Here is an 18518-nt window from a genome sequence, read left to right as displayed (position 1 = left end):
TCAGCCCGGCGGCCGTGTGCTTTTGTCGCTTACAGCGCCTTATTGGTTGGTCTGGCGCTTCAGGAACGCCGGGATTTCGAATTGCTCGTCCATCTCGGGTTCCGGGGCGGCGCGGTCCTCGGCGGTCACGCCGTGCAGCATACGCGGCATGCGGTCGTTTTGCTGGCCGCCGCGTTGCTTGCGCTGGGCGTCCTCGCGGGCCTGGTTGTTGCGGCCGCCGCCGAAGCCGCGCGACAGTTTCTGGAACAGCGGCATTCCCTTGCCTTCGCGGCGCGGCGCCGGTTCGGCCGGGCGCTCAGCGGCTTCGGGCTGGCGCGGACGCGGTGCCGGGCGCTCGCCATAGCCGGCGGTGCGCGGCGCGTCAGCAGCGGTCGGCGCCGCCGGGGTCATCGGGGCGGTCGAGGCCGCCGGGGCGTCCGGTGCCGCCTTGGGCTTGGGCCGCCGGGTCGGGCCGGGGATGAACACATCGTCCCGGTCGTGGGACAGCGGCGCTTCCATGCTCGGCAGCAGTTCGGCCTCTTCCTCGTCGCTCAGCGCGTCCTCGTCCTCGTCGAAGTCGCCGTCGTCGGCCAGATCGTCGAGGGTCAGGGGCTGGTCGTCGCGGTGCCCGTCCCGGGGCCCTTTGGGCGCGTCGACCGGGTGCGCCTCGGCCTCGCGGCGCGGCATGGTCGGGGCGGCCGTGTCCGCGCTCGGCGCGCTGGGCCGCGGCGCCGGCGCTTCGGCGGCGCTGGGCTCGCCGTCCAGCGGCGGCTGGGCGTAGGAGCGGGCCTGGCGCTGAACCGGCTCGGCCTTGGGCGCGGCCGGGTGCTCGGCTTGGGTGCGCGCGGTGCGGGTGGGCTCGCCCTGGTCCATTTGCGCCCGCTCGGTCTGCGATGGGGCGGTCTGGGCTTGGGCGGGCTCGCTCTGGTTGGGCGCGGCCTGAGGCTGGGTCGAGGCGGCGGGTTCGGCGACGCCATAGTCCAGGCTGCGCGCCAGGCTGGCCGCCGCTGCGCCGGTTTCCGCCGCCCGGCGGGCCGGGCCGAAGCCGCGCTCGGGGCGGGCGCTCAGATTGTTATGGGCCGGCGCGCCGGGGCGTTCGGGCTCGGCCGGCGCTGCCGGGCGCGGCGTGGCGGTGGCCGCAGGCCGGGCACCGGGGCGCGCACCGGGGCCGGTGGCCCAGCCGCCGGGCGTGCGGTGCAGGCTGACCACGCTGGCGCCTTCACCGTTATTGGACGGTTGCGCCTGTTCCTGGGCCTCGGCGTCGATGCCGGTGGCGACCACCGAGACGCGCATCTGGCCGTTGAGCGATTCATTGAACGCCGAGCCGACGATGATGTTGGCTTCCGAGTCCACCAGGTCGCGGATCTGGTTGGCGGCCTGGTCGACCTCGAACAGCGTCAGGTCGAGCCCGCCGGTGATGTTGACCAGCACGCCGCGGGCGCCGCGCAGCGACACCTCGTCGAGCAGCGGGTTGGAGACCGCGGCCTCGGCGGCTTCCTCGGCGCGGTTTTCGCCCTCGGCCTCGCCGGTGCCCATCATCGCCTTGCCCATCTCGCTCATCACCGTCTTGACGTCGGCGAAGTCCAGATTGATCAGGCCGGGCATGACCATCAGGTCGGTGATGCCGCGCACGCCCGAGTGCAGCACCTCGTCGGCGATCGCGAAGGCGTCGGCGAAGGTGGTCTTTTCGGTCGCCACCCGGAACAGGTTCTGGTTCGGGATGATGATCAGCGTGTCGACGGCCTCCTGCAGTTCCTCCAGCCCCTCGTCGGCGGCGCGCATGCGGCGCGAGCCCTCGAACTGGAACGGCTTGGTGACCACGCCGACGGTCAGGATGCTCATGTCGCGCGCCGCCCGGGCGATCACCGGCGCCGCCCCGGTGCCGGTGCCGCCGCCCATGCCGGCGGTGATGAACAGCATGTGCGAGCCTTGCAGGCGCTCCTTGACCAGGTCGAGCGATTCCTCGGCCGCCGCCTGGCCGCTCTTCGGCTTCGAGCCGGCGCCGAGCCCCTGGGTCAGGTCGGCGCCCAACTGGATGCGGTTGTCGGACAGCGAGTGGGCCAGCGCCTGGGCGTCGGTGTTGGCGACGAGGAATTCAACGCCCTGAAGCCCGGATTTGATCATGTTGTTGACCGCGTTACCGCCGGCGCCGCCGACGCCGAGCACGGTAATCCGGGGCTGCAATTCTGTGAGTTCTGGGTTGGTCAATTCGATCGACATGAGTGATCTCCTGATCGGGATTTCCTGGTCTTTGCTCTGCTCTACGCGGTCATTACTCGGGTCTTAGAAATGCTCTTTCACCCAGCGCCACATGGCGCTCATGCCGCCGCCGCCCACCGGCCTGGTGGTCAATTGCTGGGCGAAGGCGGTGTCGGGCAGGTCGTCGGGCGCCTCGATGGCGTGCAGAAGCACGCCCACGGCGGTGGCGAAGGCCGGGTTCTGGGCCGCCGATGGCAAGCCGGCCACCCGCCGGGGCTGGCCGATGCGAACCTGTTTGTCGAGGATGGTGGCGGCCATGTCCTCGATGCCTTGAAGCTGGGCGGTGCCGCCTGTGAGCACCACCTGACGGCCCGCCACGCCGTCGAAGCCGGAGGCCTGGAGCCTCTGGCGCACCTGCTCGAACAACGCTTCGAGCTCGGGGATCAGAATGTTGGCGAGCACCTGGCGCGGCAGCCGTTCGGTGTTGCCGTCCAGGTCGTCGCGGCCCAGGCGGACCACGTCCACATGCTCGCGGTCGCTGCACAGCGCCACCGAGGCGGCGCCATAGAGCGTCTTGAGCCGCTCGGCATGGTCGAGCGGGGTCACCAACTCGCGCGCGATCGCCTCGGTCAGCGTGTCGCCGCCCATGGGGATCACGTCCAGGTGCACCATGGCGCCTTCGGCCCACAGCGAGATGTCGGTGGTGCCGGCGCCGATGTCGACGCAGGCGGTGCCGATGGCGCGTTCTTCTTCGACCAGCGTGGCGAAGCCGGCGGCATAGGGCGCGGCGACGAAGCGGTCGAATTGCAGGTGCGCGCCGCGCACGCAGGTCTCCAGGTTGCGCGCCGGGCCGGCGGGCGCCTTGACCGTGTGCAGGGCGACGCCCAGGTGGCGGCCGTACATGCCCATGGGCGCCTTGACCTGGTAGCGGCCGTCGAGCGCATAGGCGGCGGGGAAGGCGTGGACGGTCACATTGTCGTCGGCGGGCCGGGCGCGCGCGGCCGCACCCAGGACCGCGTCCACATCGTCGCGGTGGATCGGCGCCTCGCGCAGGTTCACCGACTGTTCGGTCACTTGCGAATAGAGTTCGCCGGCGCTGATCGACACCAGCACATCGGTGATGGTCTCGCCGGCCGAGCGCTCGGCCAGGTCGACGGTGGCCGACAGCGCGCGCTGGGTGGCGTCGCGGTCGGCGACCGCGCCGTGCTTGAGCCCGTTGCTCTTGCGATGGCCCATGCCCGACAGGTGCAGCAGGCCGTCATTGCCGACCCGACCGATCAGGCAGCAGACCTTGCTTGAGCCCACGTCGAGGGCAGCCAACAGGCGATCGCGCGGTGGCGTCATGAGTGTCAGGACCTCCGCTTTTCGGCGTGCACCATGGCCTTGCCACGGTTGGTGAGTTGCAGGGTGAGCCGCTCGGGTAGGCGCATGTCGACCACCAGGATCTCCCGGTCGAGCAGGCGATGCGCGCGCGCCAGCGACACGAATTCGTCCCACGCCGCGGCCGGACCGTAGGCGGCGTCGGGCTCCGGCAGGGCCAGGGTGATGCCGCTGTCGAAGCGCACGTCCCAGCGCCGGTCGCCCATGCGGATCAGCGCATGGACCCGGTCGGCCAGGTCGGGCGCCCGGTCGAGCAGGGCGAGCATCGCCGGCGCCGCCTGCGGTGCGCCCGGGCCGCTCAACAGCGGCAGGTCGGTGAACCGGTGCAGCCGCTGGGCGGTGATCTTGTGACCGCTGCGGTCCACTACCCACAGCGCGCCGTCGCTCTGCCAGCGGGCGAACGGCTCGCGCTCCTCCAGCCGGATGTGCCAGGGGCCGAGCGCGTGGCGGCGCACATGGGCGGTCTCGACCCAGGCCATGGCCTCGACGCGGTCGCGCACCGCCTGCGGCGTGGCATCGGGGCCGAGCGCGGTGATCGCTTGCGCCAGGGCGTCGAGGTCGGTGCGCGCCGCGCCGCTCACATAGACCCGCGCGGGGTCGGCCTCGGCCGCCTGGGCACCGATCCAGCCGGCGACGCCGGCGCGCGTGCGCTCGGCCACCGACGGCCAGTCGGGCACCAGCACCACGGCGACCGCCAGGGCCAGCAGGCCGGCGCGTGCCGCCGGCCGCAGCAGCGGCCCCACACGGTCGAAGCGGGACAGGCGGTCGAAGCGGGGCAGGGTCAAACGCAGGCTCATGGTCGGTCTCCCCTTTGGTCGGTGTCAGGGTCGCTGCCAGGGCCGTTGTCCGGGGCGTGCGCGGGCGGAACGGCCGGGGCCGGGCGGCCCAGGCGGCGGATCTCCCAGTCCAGGGTGACGCCGAAGGTTTCGGCGACCCGGCGGCGCACCTCCTCGCCGAGCGCTTCGAGGTCGGCGGCGCTGGCGCGGCTTTCGCGGTTGATCAGGAAGTTGCAGTGCTTTTCCGACACCTGGGCGTGGCCGCGGGTCAGGCCGCGACAGCCGGCGCGGTCGATCAATTCCCAGGCGCGGCGGTCGCCCGGCGGGTTCTTGAACGTCGAGCCGGTGGTGCGGGTGCGCAGCGGCTGGCTGGCCTCGCGCTCGGCGGCGATGCGGTCCATGCGGTCCTGGATCGCGCCGGGATCGTCCGCCCGGCCTTCGAACACGGCGGCGGTGACGATCAGGTCGGCGGCGCCCGGCGCCTGGCGATAGCCGAAGCCGATCTCGGCCTTGGCCCGGCGCACCAGGTGCCCCTCGGGGGTCACGCCCTGAACCTCGACCAGCACGTCGCTGGTGTCCTGGCCATAGGCGCCGGCGTTCATGGCGACCGCACCGCCCACCGTGCCCGGCACGCCGCGCAGGAACTCGAAGCCCGCGAGGCCGGCGGTGCGCGCCGCCGTGGCCACCTGCATGCCCGAGGCCCCGGCGCCGGCTTCGACCCGGCAGCCGTCGACCGCCACCGGGCGGAAGCGCGCGCCAAGCCTCACCACCACGCCGGCGATGCCGCCGTCGCGCACCAGCACGTTGGAGCCGAGGCCGAGCACGGTGACCGGCACGTCCCGGTCCAACTGGCGGATGAACTGGGCCAGGTCGGCGGCGTCGGCGGGCTCGAACAGCACATCGGCGGGGCCGCCGGTGCGAAACCAGCACAGGTCCTGAAGCGGCGCGTCCGGGGTCAACCGGCCGCGCACGGCGGGCAGGCGGGCGATCAGCGCCCGGCCTGGCGTGGTCGCCTGGGCGTTGCGACGGGGGTCGGTCATGACCGCACCTCGCGCGCATGGGGGTCGAGGGCGTCGAGCGCCCGGGGCAGGGCGGCCGCCCAGCGGGTGATGTCGCCGGCGCCCAGGCAGATCACCACGTCGCCGGGGCCGGACGCGCTGAGCACCGCCTCGGCCAGGGCGTCGGGGCCGGACACGGTGGCGACCGAGCGGTGGCCGTAGCGTTTCAGCCCGGCGGCCAGGGTGTCGGCCGACACGCCTGCCATGGCCGTTTCGCCGGCGGCGAACACCGGCGCGACGATCACATGGTCGGCATTGTTGAAGCAGGTGCAGAAGTCATCGAACAGCGCGGCCAGGCGGCTGTAGCGGTGCGGCTGGACCACCGCGACCACGCGGCCCTCATAAGCCTGGCGCGCGGCGGCCAGCACCGCCGAGATTTCCACCGGGTGGTGGCCGTAATCGTCGATGACCACGCGCCCGGCACCGGTGCCCACATGGGTGAAGCGCCGCTTGACGCCCTTGAAGCCCAGAAAGGCGGCGCGCAGCCGCTCGTCGCCGATGCCCATGGCGAGCCCGACGGCGATGGCGGCGAGCGCGTTCTGGACATTGTGGCGCCCGGGCATGGGCAGGCGGAAGCCGGTCAGCGATCGCGCCGTGCCGTCGACCCGGTCGGTGACGTCCACGTCGAAGCTGGCACCGCCGCCCTCGAAGCGCATGTTGACGCCGCGCACATCGGCCTGGGGGTTGAAACCATAGGCGATGGCCCGACGGTCGGCGATGCGGCCGAACAGCGTCTGCACTTCGGGATGGTCGGTGCACAGGATCGCCGCGCCGTAGAACGGCACGCGCTCGGCGAATTCCTGAAACGCCAGGCGCAGGGCGTCGAAGTCGCCGTAGAAGTCCAGATGTTCGGGGTCCATGTTGGTGACCACGGCGAAGGTGGCGGGCAGGCGCAGGAAGCTGCCGTCGGACTCGTCGGCCTCGACGACCATCCAGTCGCCGCCGCCGAGCCGCGCGTTGGTCCCATAGGCATTGATGATGCCGCCATTGATCACCGTGGGGTCGTAGTCGGCGGCCTCCAGCACGCTCGCCACCATGGAGGTGGTGGTGGTCTTGCCATGGGTACCGCCCACCGACACGCACCATTTCAGGCGCATCAACTCGGCCAGCATGTCGGCGCGGCGGACCACCGGCAGCTTGGCCTCGCGCGCGGCGACTACTTCAGGGTTGTCGGGCCGGATCGCCGTCGACACCACCAGCACGCTGGCGCGCGCCACATTCTCGGCGCGCTGGCCGATGAACACCTCGATGCCCAGGCTCTTCAGCCGCTCGATGACGGCGTTTTCCTTGATGTCCGAGCCCTGCACCGCATAGCCCAGATTGTGCATCACCTCGGCGATGCCCGACATGCCGATGCCGCCGATGCCGGTGAAGTGGACCGTGCCGATGTCGAAGGGCAGGGTGCGCTGGGCGTCGACGCCGTTCATTGATCGCTCTCCTTCGCCGCTTCGCGCGCCGGTTTGTCGCCGGCTGTCGTGCCGCGCGCCGCCGTGCCGTCCATGGACGCCAGGCGCAGCGCCAGGTCGGCGACCGCGTCGGTGGCCTGGGGGCACGCCTGCGCGCGCGCCGCAGCCCCGGCGGCGGCCAGCCGTTCGGGCGCTGCGAGCACCGCCTTGAGATGGTCGGCCAACGCCTCGGGCGTGAACGCGCGTTCGGTCATCACCTGTGCCGCACCGGCGTCGGCCAAGGCGCGGGCGTTGGCGCTTTGGTGGTCGTCGGTGGCGATCGCCAGGGGCACCAGCACCGACGCCCGGCCGAGGGCGGCGATCTCGGCCACCGTCGAGGCGCCGGCGCGCGCGATCACCAGGTCGGCCCCGGCCATGCGCCCGGGCAGATCGGTGAAGTAACGCGCCAGATCCGGCGTTTCGGCCAGACCGAGGCCGGCATAGCGCTCGGCCACCCGGTCCAGGTCTTCCGGCCGGCATTGCTGGGTCAGCGCCAGCCGGCCGCGCTCGGCCTCGGTCAGCCGGGCGATGGCGTCGGGCACCACCGTGGACAGGATGCGCGCGCCCTGGCTGCCGCCGACCACCAGCAGGTGCAGGCGCTCGGGCCGGCCGCCGGGGCTCGCTGCGCCGCGGGCGTGGTCGAGCACCGTGCGGCGCAGCGGCAGCCCGGTGGTCACGGTGCGCGCTGCGGCCGTGGCGGGCACCCGCGCGGTGTCGGGGAAGCTGAGCGCGATCGCCGCCGCCCCCCCGGCCATGGTCCGGTTGACCCGGCCGAGCACGGCGTTTTGTTCGTGCATCATATAGGGGATCTTGAGCGTCCGGGCGCTCAACAGCGCGGCCAGGGCGGGATAGCCGCCGAAGCCGATCACCAGCGCCGGGGCAAGCCGCTTGAACAAGGCCCGCGCGCGCGCCGTGTTGCGCAGCAGCTTGACGGTCGCCAGCGCCTTGGTCACCGCGCCGCCGGTCATCCGGCCGCCGTCCAGCACCTCGGTGCCCCAGGCGCGCGCGTCGCCGGGCAGGGCGCTGCCGCGCGCATCGGTGATCAGCCGCACGTCCCAGCCGCGCGCGTGCAGGGCTTCGCCCACCGCCAGCGCGGGCACCACATGGCCGCCGGTGCCGCCGGCCGCCAGCACGATCGGCCCGCGCGGCGTGCCCTGGCCGCCCGAAGCGCTCGGCGCCGTCGGCGAGGCGGCGTTATGATCGCGGCGGTCGGTCATGCGCGGCGCTCCCGCAACGGCGCGGTCAGATAGCGGTTGCGCCGGGTCAGCGCCAGCACCATGCCCATGGTCAATGCCAGCGTCAGCAGCGACGAGCCGCCATAGGAGATGAACGGCAGGGTCATGCCCTTGGGCGGCAGCAGCGCCAGGTTGACCGCGGTGTTGATCAGTGCCTGCAAGCCGAACAGCATGACCAGCCCGGCGCCGGCGATGACGATGAACGGGTCCTCCTCGTCCAACAGGTCCGACAGCGCGCGCACCACGATCACCGCGAAGGCGGCGAGCAGGGCGAGCGCGGCCAGGGTGCCGAACTCCTCGCCCGCGACGGCGAAGATATAGTCGGTGTGGGCGTCGGGCAGGTGGCGCTTGACCTCGCCTTCGCCGGGGCCCTGGCCCAACAGCCCGCCGCGCCGGAACGCTTCGAGCGCCCGGTCCATCTGCAAGGTGTCGCCCGAACTGGGGTCGATGAAGCGGTCGATGCGGCTGGCCACATGGGGCACGGTCAGATAGGCCAGCCCGAGCCCGGCGATCCCCGCCACCGCCAAGGCCGAGATCCACAGGAACGGCAGGCCGGCGAGCGTCAACTGGCCCAGGAACACCAGAGTGACCAGCACCAGCTGGCCGAAATCGGGTTGCAGCACCAGCAGCGCTGCGCCGGCGATATAGACCGCAGCGGCGGCACGCCAACTGGGCAAATTGGGGTTGTCGATCTTGGCCGACAGCATCCAGCCGGCGAACACCACGAAGCTGGGCTTGAACAGTTCCGAGGGTTGCAGGGTGAACGAGCCCAAGGGCAGCCAGCGCTGCGAGCCGTTGATCTCGGGCGCGGCCAGCACCGTCACCAGCATCAACAACAGCGACACCGGCAACAGCACACAGGCCGCCCGGCGGATCTGGCGCGGGCTGACCAGCGACACCGCCAGCATGACCACCGCCGCCAGCACCAGGAACACGCCCTGGCGTTTGACGAAGTGCAAGGGTTCGAGCCCGATGGTGCGCGCCACCCACGGCCCCGCCGCCCAGGTCAGGATCAATCCCGCCCCCATCAGCGCGAACACCATGACCAGCATCCAGCGGTCCACGGTCCACCACCAGCGGGCGAGCACACTGTCGTCGGATCGGCCGAGCGCGCTCATGGGCGATCTCCCTCGGGCTTGGCTGAGCGATGGCTCGGGGCGTCGAGGCCGGCGACGGCGGCGCGGAACGCCTCGCCCCGGGCCTCGAAGTCGGCATAGGCGTCGAACGACGCGCAGGCCGGCGACAACAGCACCACCTCGCCGGGCCGGGCCCGGGCGGCGGCGGCGGCGACCGCTTGGGCCATCCCGGCGTGGCGGCTGTGCTCGACTTGGCTGCCGAGCGCTTGGGCCAGGTCGCCGGCGGCCTCGCCGATCAGATAGGCGTGCACCACATGGCGCAACGCGTCGCGGCCCGCGCCATCGCGCAGCAGCGCGAAGTGCGGGTCCTTGGCCCGGCCGCCGGCGATCCAGTGGACCCGTTCGAAGGCGGTGAGCGCGCGCGTCGCGGCGTCAGGGTTGGTGGCCTTGCTGTCGTTGACGAACAACACCTCGGCCCGGGTCGCCACCGGCTCCATGCGGTGGGCGAGGCCGGTAAAGCCCTCAAGCCCGCGCACGATGGCGTCGGCAGCCAGCCCCAGCGCCCGCCCGGCGGCGTAGACCGCAGCGGCGTTCTGCCAGTTGTGGCGCCCGGCAAGTGCCGCCAGACCGGCAAGCTCGGCGACCGGGCGCGCCGCGCCGTCGACGGCGTCGATCAGGGTGCCGGTCTCGGTCACATAGACGCCGCCGTCGACCGCGCCGGTCACCGACACCGGCACCACCCGTTGCCGGCAGCGCGCGGCAAGGCTTCGGCCCGGCGCGTCGTCGACGCCGATCACCGCCGTGGCGTCGGGCGTCTGCATCTCGAACAGCCGTTCCTTGGCGCCCACATAGCCGGCCATGGAGCCGTGGCGGTCCAGATGGTCGGGGGTGATGTTGAGCAGGATCGCCACATCGGCCCGCAGGCTGTGGGTCAGGTCGATCTGGAACGACGAGGTCTCCAGCACATAGACGCCGCCGGCGTCGAGCGGGTTGAGGCTGAGCACCGGCACGCCGATATTGCCCGCCGCCACCGACGGCCGGCCGGCGGCGGCCGCCACATGGGCCATGAGCGCTGTGGAGGTGGACTTGCCGTTGGTGCCGGTGATCGCCACCAGTTGGTGCGCCGGCAGGTGTGGCCGCGCCGTCTCGAACAGTTCCACATCGCCCAGGATCGGGCAGCCGGCGGCCGCGGCGCGGGTTACCAGCGGGTGCGGCGCGGGGTGGGTCAGCGGCACGCCCGGCGCCAGCAACAAGGCGTCGATGGTGGCGAAGTCGACGCTGTAGAGGCCGCAGGCCAGGTCGGTCACCGGCGCCCGGCGGTCGGCATTGTCGTCCCACGCCAGCACGGTCGCGCCCGACGCTTCGAGCGCACGGCAACTGGCCAGGCCGGTGCGGGCCAGGCCGAAGACCGCGATGCGGCGTCGGTGATATGCGGGGACCGGGATCATCGCCCTAGCGCAGCTTCAACGTGGACAGGCCGACCAGCGCCAGCACCAGCGCGATGATCCAGAACCGGATCACGATGGTCGATTCCGCCCAGCCCAGATGTTCGAAATGGTGGTGCAGGGGCGCCATGCGGAACACCCGCCGGCCGAACAGCTTGAACGACGCCACCTGGACCATCACCGAGATGGTCTCCAGCACGAAGATGCCGCCGATGATCGCCAGCACGATCTCGTGCTTGGTGACCACGGCGACCGCGCCCAAGGCGCCGCCCAGTGCCAGGCTGCCGGTGTCGCCCATGAACACCATGGCCGGCGGCGCATTGAACCACAGGAAGCCGAGCCCGGCGCCGATCAGCGCGCCGCAGAACACCGCCAGCTCGCCCGAGCCGGGCACATAGGGCACCTGAAGATAGTCGGCATAGACCGTGTTGCCGACCAGATAGGCGATCAGCGCGAAGGCGGCGGCGGCGATGATCACCGGCATGATCGCCAGCCCGTCGAGCCCGTCGGTCAGATTGACCGCGTTGCCGGTGCCGACCACCACGACGATGGCGAAGGCGACGAAGAACACCCCCAGGTCGGCGACGATGTCGTTGACGAACGGCACCGCCAGCCCGCCGCCCTGGATCGACAGCACCACATAGCCCGCGACGCCGGCGATCAGGCATTCAAGGGCGAACTTCCACCGGCCCGGCACGCCCTTGGGCGACGCCTTGGTGACCTTGAGATAGTCGTCGAAGAAGCCGATCAGGCCGAAGCTGGCGGTGACGCCCAGGCACACCCAGACGAACGGGTTGGTGAGGTCGGCCCACAACAGGGTCGCCGTCGACAGCCCGGCCAGGATCATGAACCCGCCCATGGTCGGCGTGCCGGCCTTGGCGACGATGTGGCCGGCCGGGCCGTCCTCGCGGATCGGTTGGCCCTTCTTCTGCTTGGCGCGCAGCCAGCGGATCAGGGGCGGGCCAACCAGGAAACACACCAACAAAGCGGTCAGCACCGCGCCGCCGGTACGAAACGTCAAGTACCGGAACAGGTTGAAGACCTGAAACTCGTCGGCCAGCGGCACCAGAAAATTATAAAGCATAGACCCTCACCGTTATGCCGCCCGTTCGTCCACGGCCCAGAAGCCGGCCAGGGACTGCACCCGGCCGGGGCGGGTCAGCGCCTCGACCAGGGCGCCCAAGCCGCCCGCATTCGATCCCTTGACCATCACCACGTCGCCGGGCGCCAGGCGCGCGCGCACCGCCTCGGCGGCGGCCGCCGGCTCGGCCAGTTCCAGAACCGGCAGGCCCGCCGCCCGGCCCATCAGCGCCGACAGCGGCCCGAAGGCGATCACCTCGGCGACCCGGGCGCCCTTGAGCGCGCCGCTCAGCGCCCGGTGGCGCGCCGCGGCCTCGTCGCCCAGTTCGGCCATGTCGCCCAACACCGTCACACGCCGGCCGCCCGCCGCCGGTGCCCGGCGGCCCAGGGTGGCCAGGGCGGCTTCCATGCTCAGCGGGTTGGCGTTGTAGCTTTCGTCGATCAGGGTCGCGGTACCGCCGGCAACCGGGATGGTCACCAGGCGCCCACGCCCGGGGCCCGCGGTCAGCCGGGCGAGCGCCAGCCCGGCCATCGCCGGGTCGAGCCCCAAGGCCTCGGCCGCCGCCAGGACGGCGAGCGCGTTGCCGGCCAGGGCGCGGCCCGGCGTCGCCACCTTGAGCGCCAGATGCCGGCCGCCGATGGCCACCGCCAGCCGGGTGCCGTCGGCGCGCAGGTCGGCCCGCAGCCCATGCACGTCGGCCGTCGGGTCGTCAAGCGACACGGTGACGATGCGCCCGACGCCGGCTTCGCGGGCGATGGCGATCAGCCGGTCGGCGTGGCCGGCGTCCAGATTGACGATGGCGGTGCCGCCGGGCGCCAGGTGCCGGAACAGCGCGCCCTTTTCGTCCGCGATCGCGGCTTCGTTCGGAAACGCGCCCAGATGCGCCGCGCCGACCGAGGTGACGATGCCCACATGGGGGCGCACCTGGTCGGCCAGGGCGGCGATCTCGCCGGGGGCATTCATGCCGATCTCGAACACGCCCACATCGGCCGTCGCGCCCATGCGCGCCAGCGACAGCGGCACGCCCACATGATTGTTGAAGCTGCGCACGCTGGCATGGGGGCGCGCCATGGCGGCGACGGCGGTGGCCAGCGCGCGCACGGTGCCGGTCTTGCCGGCGCTGCCGGTGATCCCGACCCGTCGGGCGGGCGACCGGTCGCGCGCCGCGGCCCCCAGCGCCACCAGGGCGGCGTGGGTGTCGGCGCAGTGCACCAGCCGGCGGTCGTCGATGGCGAGCCCGGGGCAGGGCCGGTGCACCAGGGCGGCGGCGGCCCCGGCGCGCAGCGCCCGGGCGGCGTGGGCGTGGCCGTCGCTCGTGCGGCCGGCCAGGGCGACGAACAGGTCGCCCGGCACCACTTCGCGGCTGTCGATGGCGACCCCGGTCACCGCCAGGTCGGCGGTGGTCCGGCCGGCGACGGCGGCGGCGATGGCGCCGGTGGTCCACAAGGCGCGTTGGTCGGGGGCTGTGGTCATGACAGGGTCTCCGAGGCCGGATCGCTCAGATGGGCTTGGGCCACCTCGCGGTCGTTGAACGGCAGCACCGTGTCGCCCACGATCTGGCCGGTTTCGTGGCCCTTTCCGGCAATGATCAGGGCGTCGTCGGGGCCCAAGCCCGCGATCGCGGCGGCGATCGCGGCGGCGCGGTCGCCGATCGCCTCGGCCTCGGGGCAGCCTTCGCGGATTTCGGCGCGGATCTCGGCGGGGTCTTCGCCGCGCGGATTGTCGTCGGTGACGATCACCCGGTCGGCGTGGCGCGCGGCGGCGCGGCCCATGGCCGGGCGCTTGGTGCGGTCGCGGTCGCCGCCGGCGCCGAACACCACCGTCAGCCGGCCGCGCACATGTGGGCGCGTCTGCGCCAGCACGGTCTCCAGGCCGCCGTCGGTGTGGGCATAGTCCACATAGACCGGCGCGCCCGAAGCCGCCCGGCCGACCAGTTCCATGCGCCCCGGCACGCCGGTGAGGTGGGCGAGCGTGCCGAGGGCGGTGTCGGCGGGCAGCCCGGCGGCGATCGCCAGGCCGGCGGCGAGGATCGCGTTTTCGGCCTGGAACAGCCCCACCAGCGGCAGGTCGACCCGGTAGGGCGCGCCGTCGAAGGTCAGGCTCAGGCGCTGGCCGGTGGCGCCCGGCTCGGCGGCGACCAGGCGCAGGTGCGCGGCCGGGTCGCGCCCGACGCTCAGCCGCTTGAGACCGTGACCCCAGGCCAGGTCCTCCATCGACCGGCCGCCGGGCGTATCGATATTGACCACGGCGGCGCTGCCGGGCTCCAGCAGTTCGCCGAACAGCCGCGCCTTGGCGAAGAAATACGCCTCCATGGTGCCGTGATAGTCCAGATGGTCCTGGCTGATGTGGGTGAAGCCGCCGGCGGCCAGCCGCACGCCGTCGAGCCGCGCCTGGTCGAGCCCGTGCGACGACGCCTCGAACGCCACATGGGTGACGCCGGCGTCGGCCAGGTGCGCCAGCACCTTGTGCAGATGGGCGGGGTCGGGCGTGGTCAGGCCGCCGGGGCTTTGGATCGGGTCGCTGTCGACGCCGAGGGTACCGACGGCGGCCCCCGACAGCCCGGCTGCGCGCCAGATCTGGCGCACGAAGCGGACCACCGAGGTCTTGCCGTTGGTGCCGGTGACCGCCACCGCGGTGGCCGGTTGGCGGCCCCAGAAGCGCGCCGCCAGTTGGGCGTAGCGCCGGCGCGGGTGCGGGTCTTCGATCACCGGCACAGGGCTGCGGTCGATCCCCCACCGGTCGAGCGCGCTGCCGGCGGGCACCAGAAGTGCTGCGGCGCCACGGGCCAGGGCGTCGGCGATGAAGGCGCGGCCGTCGGCATGGGCGCCGGGCAGGGCGGCGAACAGCCAGCCGGGCTCGACCGCGCGGCTGTCGGCGGTCAAGCCGGCGATCTCCACGCCGGTGACGGTGCCTTGGGTGCCGATCAGGTCGGATAGGCGCATGGCGATCAATCCTTCTCCTGGACCAGCAGCGCGGCCTCGCGGATGAAGGTCTGGTCGGCCGGTCGGGGCTCGACGCCGAGCAGCGGGCCGATGCGCGCGATGATCTTGCCCACCGTGGGCGCCGCCACCCAGCCGCCGCCGGCGAACTGATAGGTGGCCTCGGTGCCGTGCGGCTCGTCGAGCATGGCGAACACCAGGTAGCGCGGCGTCTCGGCCGGGAACACGCCGGTGAACGAGCTCAACACCCGGTCATGGTCATAGCCGCCGGTCTGGCCCGGTTTCTCGGCGGTGCTGGTCTTGCCGGCGACCCGGTAGCCGGGCACGTCGGCGAACGAGCCGGTGCCCTTGACCACCGCCACGCGCATCAACTGGCGCATCACCGCGCTGGTTTCGGGGCTGATCACCTGGCGGCCGCGGTGCCGGCCTTGGCGATCGGCGTCGGCCAGCAAGGTGGCCGGTTGCAGGCGCCCGCCATTGACCATGGCGGCCATGGCCTGGGCCAGTTGCACCGACGAGATCGACACGCCGTGGCCGAACGAGGCGGTCATGGTGTGGATGCGGCCCCAGCGTTCGGGGTAGCGCGGCGCGCTCACCTCGGTGACCTCCACGTCCGCCGGGCTCAACAGCCCCACCTGGCGGAAGAACCGCTTCTGGCGTTCGGCGCCCAGCGTGTCGCCGAGCCGCGCCGAGCCGATGTTGGAGGAGTAGGTGAACACCTCGGGCACGGTCAGGTCGCGGCGCTGGCCGTGAAAATCGTGGATGGTGTAGCCGGCGATGCGGATCGGCTTGGTGGCGTCGATCCGGTCGTCGAGGCGCACCAGCCCGGCGTCGAGCGCGGCGGCGATGGTCACCGCCTTGAGCGCCGAGCCCTGCTCGTAGATTTCGTAGGTGGCGCGGTTGCGCTTCTGCTCGGGCGTCGCGGTGGCGTAGCGGTTGGCGTTGTAGTCGGGCAGCGACACCAGCGACAAAAGCTCGCCGCTGTGCACGTCCATCACCAGCGCCACCGCGCCCTTGGCCTGAAACTCGTCCATGGCCAGGGCGAGTTCGTCGGTGGCGGCGTGCTGGACGCGCAGGTCGAGCGACAGGCGCAGCGGCTCGTCGAGCCGCGCGGGGTCGGTCAGCCGGCGGTCGAAGAACTTCTCCAGGCCCGCCAACCCCTCGCCGTCGATGCCGGTATAGCCGAGCGCGTGCGCGGCCAGCCGGCCGTGCGGGTAGAGGCGCAGGCTGCCGGTCTTGAAATTGAGCCCCGGCTCGCCGAGCGCGTTGACCGCGGCGACCTGGGACGGCGTCAGATTGTGTTCGATCCAGACGAATTCCTTGGGCCGGCGGAACCGGCGCAGGATGTCGCCGGCGGTCTGGCCCGGCAGGATTTCGGCCAGGGCGAGCGCGGTCTCTTCGGGCTTCTGAATCCGCCGCGGGTCGGCATAGAGCCACTGCGACGCCACCGTGGTCGCCAGCACCTCGCCCCGGCGGTCGACGATCTCGGCGCGCTGCCAGCGATGGTCGGCCTCGGCGGGGTTGACCGGGGCGGCCGGGTCGCCCGCGTACTGGAACACGCCCAAATCCACCGCCCGGCCGGCGACCACCAGAAAGCCGGCGGCGAACAGCAGGATCAGCACGCTCAGCCGTTGGTGGGCCTGGTCCAGCGACGGGCGTTGCAGGCGGAACAGACGGTCGACCCGGATCATCGCTGGTCCTCCCTTTTATCTACGGTCACCCATCGGGGCTGGCCGGCGCGCTCGGCGGCTTGATAGGCGATGCCGATGCCCGGCACGTGCGGTCGCCGCGCCGGCGCCTCGTCGGTCGCCACGTCCGGGCGGATCAGGTCGCGGTCCCCGTCCACCGGCGTCTCCGGGTCGAGGCGCAACGGAATGTCCCGGATATTGGTGATCACCTGGTCCGTGCGCGCCTTGCGCAGGGTCAGGAACTTGGACGCTTCGGTCTGGACCACCGCCGGGCTCGACAGATAGGCGGCTTCGGCGCGCAGCACCTGGATGGCGTCGCGTTCGCGCGCGATAGTGGCCTTGAGCGCGGCGACCTCGCGGCTGCGCGCGTCGGCCATCAGCTTGAGCTGATAAAGCCCGCCGACCGCCCCCAGGACCACGGCCAAGCCCAAAAAGATCAACAGCTTGCGGATCATTGCGGCGCCTCCCCGGTGGGCCGGGGCGCGGCCTCGGTGCGGATGCCGACGCGCAGCCGGGCCGAGCGCGCGCGCGGATTGGCGGCGATCTCGGCGGCGGTCGGCTTGACCGCGCCCTTCGACGGCAGGCGGAAGGTGGCCACCGGCGCCGGCCCCTCGGGCAGCGGTTGGTGGCGCGACACCGCCGGGCGCTCGCCCGTGCGCGCGGCCAGGAAGCGCTTGACCCGCCGGTCTTCCAGCGAATGGAAGCTGACCACCACCAGCCGCCCGCCGGGCTTGAGCAGCCGTTCGGCGGCGTCGAGCGCGGCGTCGAGCTCGTCGAGCTCGCGGTTCACATGGATGCGCAGCGCCTGGAAGGTGGTGGTGGCGGGGTGGATCTTGCGCTTGGGCGTCGGCCCGACGGCCTGGGCGACGATCTCGGCCAGCCGGCCGGTGCGGGTGATCGGCGCGCTGGCGCGTGCCTCGACGATTGCCCGGGCGATGCGCCGCGAGCGCGGTTCCTCGCCATAGCGGTAGATGATCCGGGCCAGGTCCTCGGCGTCATAGTCATTGACCACGTCGGCGGCGCTTTCGCCGGCCTCGGCGCCGCCGGCGTCCATGCGCATGTCGAGCGGGCCGTCATGGGAGAAGGAAAAGCCGCGTTCGGCCCGGTCGAGTTGCATGGACGACACGCCGATATCGAGCACGATGGCGTCCACATCCGCCACGCCGCGCGCCGCCAGCGCCTCGGCCATGGCGCCGAAACGGCGTTCGATCAGGGTCAGCCGGCCGGCATAGGCGTCGACCAGGGCCGCGCCGGCGGCGATCGCCGTCGGGTCGCGGTCGAACGCCAGCACATGGGTGCGCGCGGCGTCGAGGACCGCGCGGGTGTAGCCGCCGGCGCCGAAGGTGGCGTCGACGATCACCTGGCCGTCTTGGGGGCTGAGCGCCTTGAGCACGCTGTCCAGCATCACCGGCACATGCGGGCCACCGGTGGGGGCATCGGGGCCGGCATTGGGGCTGGGCGGGGTCTGGCGTTCGACCATCACGACAGCGCCCCTTCCGCCGGCAGCCCTTCAAGGGCGGCCAGCACATCGTCGGCCATGGCGTCGTCGTCGTTTTCCTCGGCGTCGAGGCTGGCGCTGTTCCAGATCTGGAAATGGTCGCCGGCGCCCACAAAGCTGAGCGTGTCGACGATATCGGCATAGTCGAGGAATTTCTTGGGCAGGATGATCCGGCCTTCGCTGTCGAACTGCATTTCTTGCGCGCGGCTGAACAATTGCCGCGAGGCGCGGGTGCGCTTGGCGTCGAAGCGGCCGTAGGTCTGCTTGAGCTGGCGCAGGATGTCCTGGAATTCGGCCGGTGCCATGGCGCGCAGGAACGGCTCGCGCGGTTCGGGCAGAACCACGACGCTGGACGCGTTCGCTTCGGCGAGCGCGGCGCGGAAATCGGAAGGCACCGAAACCCGGCCCTTCTTGTCGATCCGCTTGTCGTGTCGTCCCCAGAAGAGATTCATCCACCGCCCCAGCGCGGCTTTGGGCCGCGCGCACATATCCCAGCCAATCTTGGGTATCTTTGGGATATCATGGGATTGCTTGGGCGTCCAGGGACTCCTTACCTCGGACGCTAGGATTCATGCGCCTTTCCGGCCGTTTGTATTCGATAAAATCTACGCAATTTGTGTCGACATTCTCGGCAGCGGCCCGCCAATTCTTTCTATGTTTATGTTTTGTTCTTCTTATGGTCTCGTCTTCTGGCAAGGGCGATGCGGTTCCCAAGCGTT

The 18518-nt window shown here is 72.0% G+C and carries 15 protein-coding genes; all 15 read right to left on the bottom strand.

The genetic code is table 11. The annotated features are described in order from the left end of the window. Nucleotides 1-39: 39 nt before the first annotated feature. Nucleotides 40-2199 carry a cell division protein FtsZ gene (ftsZ, locus tag EV659_RS11830; protein ID WP_132709099.1) on the bottom strand — a complete coding sequence of 720 codons (2160 nt, stop codon included), beginning with the start codon at nucleotides 2197-2199 and terminating at the stop codon, nucleotides 40-42. A gap of 63 nt (nucleotides 2200-2262) precedes the next feature. Then, the gene (gene ftsA, locus EV659_RS11825) at nucleotides 2263-3522 is read right to left on the bottom strand and encodes a cell division protein FtsA (protein ID WP_132709098.1); all 1260 of its coding nucleotides are present in this window, start codon (nucleotides 3520-3522) and stop codon (nucleotides 2263-2265) included. A gap of 5 nt (nucleotides 3523-3527) precedes the next feature. Beyond that, complete coding sequence (locus EV659_RS11820) at nucleotides 3528-4355, bottom strand: cell division protein FtsQ/DivIB (protein WP_132709097.1); 828 nt, start codon at nucleotides 4353-4355, stop codon at nucleotides 3528-3530. After that, on the bottom strand, nucleotides 4352-5374 hold the full coding sequence (murB, locus tag EV659_RS11815; RefSeq protein WP_132709096.1) for a UDP-N-acetylmuramate dehydrogenase: 1023 nt from the start codon (nucleotides 5372-5374) through the stop codon (nucleotides 4352-4354). Before murB ends, EV659_RS11820 begins: the two co-directional genes overlap by 4 nt. Further along, nucleotides 5371-6819 (bottom strand): UDP-N-acetylmuramate--L-alanine ligase, encoded by a 1449-nt coding sequence (murC, locus tag EV659_RS11810; RefSeq protein ID WP_132709095.1) that lies wholly within the window; start codon nucleotides 6817-6819, stop codon nucleotides 5371-5373. The genes murB and murC overlap by 4 nt, the downstream gene beginning before the upstream one ends. Beyond that, nucleotides 6816-8054: an undecaprenyldiphospho-muramoylpentapeptide beta-N-acetylglucosaminyltransferase gene (murG, locus tag EV659_RS11805; protein ID WP_132709094.1), complete on the bottom strand. Its 1239-nt coding sequence runs from the start codon at nucleotides 8052-8054 to the stop codon at nucleotides 6816-6818. Before murG ends, murC begins: the two co-directional genes overlap by 4 nt. Beyond that, nucleotides 8051-9190 (bottom strand): peptidoglycan glycosyltransferase FtsW, encoded by a 1140-nt coding sequence (locus tag EV659_RS11800; protein WP_132709093.1) that lies wholly within the window; start codon nucleotides 9188-9190, stop codon nucleotides 8051-8053. The genes murG and EV659_RS11800 overlap by 4 nt, the downstream gene beginning before the upstream one ends. Next, on the bottom strand, nucleotides 9187-10596 hold the full coding sequence (murD, locus tag EV659_RS11795; RefSeq protein ID WP_132709092.1) for a UDP-N-acetylmuramoyl-L-alanine--D-glutamate ligase: 1410 nt from the start codon (nucleotides 10594-10596) through the stop codon (nucleotides 9187-9189). The genes EV659_RS11800 and murD overlap by 4 nt, the downstream gene beginning before the upstream one ends. A 4-nt stretch (nucleotides 10597-10600) precedes the next feature. Continuing rightward, complete coding sequence (gene mraY, locus EV659_RS11790; protein WP_132709091.1) at nucleotides 10601-11677, bottom strand: phospho-N-acetylmuramoyl-pentapeptide-transferase; 1077 nt, start codon at nucleotides 11675-11677, stop codon at nucleotides 10601-10603. Between the two features lie 12 nt (nucleotides 11678-11689). Then, the gene (locus tag EV659_RS11785) at nucleotides 11690-13147 is read right to left on the bottom strand and encodes a UDP-N-acetylmuramoyl-tripeptide--D-alanyl-D-alanine ligase (protein WP_132709090.1); all 1458 of its coding nucleotides are present in this window, start codon (nucleotides 13145-13147) and stop codon (nucleotides 11690-11692) included. Next, nucleotides 13144-14616 (bottom strand): UDP-N-acetylmuramoyl-L-alanyl-D-glutamate--2,6-diaminopimelate ligase, encoded by a 1473-nt coding sequence (locus tag EV659_RS11780; protein WP_132709089.1) that lies wholly within the window; start codon nucleotides 14614-14616, stop codon nucleotides 13144-13146. The genes EV659_RS11785 and EV659_RS11780 overlap by 4 nt, the downstream gene beginning before the upstream one ends. Nucleotides 14617-14621: 5 nt before the next feature. Next, complete coding sequence (locus EV659_RS11775) at nucleotides 14622-16304, bottom strand: peptidoglycan D,D-transpeptidase FtsI family protein (protein WP_132709088.1); 1683 nt, start codon at nucleotides 16302-16304, stop codon at nucleotides 14622-14624. Further along, complete coding sequence (gene ftsL, locus EV659_RS11770; protein ID WP_132709087.1) at nucleotides 16301-16756, bottom strand: cell division protein FtsL; 456 nt, start codon at nucleotides 16754-16756, stop codon at nucleotides 16301-16303. Before ftsL ends, EV659_RS11775 begins: the two co-directional genes overlap by 4 nt. Beyond that, on the bottom strand, nucleotides 16753-17781 hold the full coding sequence (gene rsmH / locus EV659_RS11765) for a 16S rRNA (cytosine(1402)-N(4))-methyltransferase RsmH (protein WP_132709086.1): 1029 nt from the start codon (nucleotides 17779-17781) through the stop codon (nucleotides 16753-16755). Before rsmH ends, ftsL begins: the two co-directional genes overlap by 4 nt. Then, nucleotides 17781-18251 (bottom strand): division/cell wall cluster transcriptional repressor MraZ, encoded by a 471-nt coding sequence (locus EV659_RS11760; protein ID WP_165878870.1) that lies wholly within the window; start codon nucleotides 18249-18251, stop codon nucleotides 17781-17783. The genes rsmH and EV659_RS11760 overlap by 1 nt, the downstream gene beginning before the upstream one ends. Nucleotides 18252-18518: the final 267 nt, after the last annotated feature.

The organism is Rhodothalassium salexigens DSM 2132, assembly GCF_004341375.1.
Lineage (GTDB): Bacteria > Pseudomonadota > Alphaproteobacteria > Sphingomonadales > Rhodothalassiaceae > Rhodothalassium > Rhodothalassium salexigens.
Note: the sequence above shows the minus strand (reverse complement) of the source record. Positions and strands in the feature narration are given on the sequence as shown.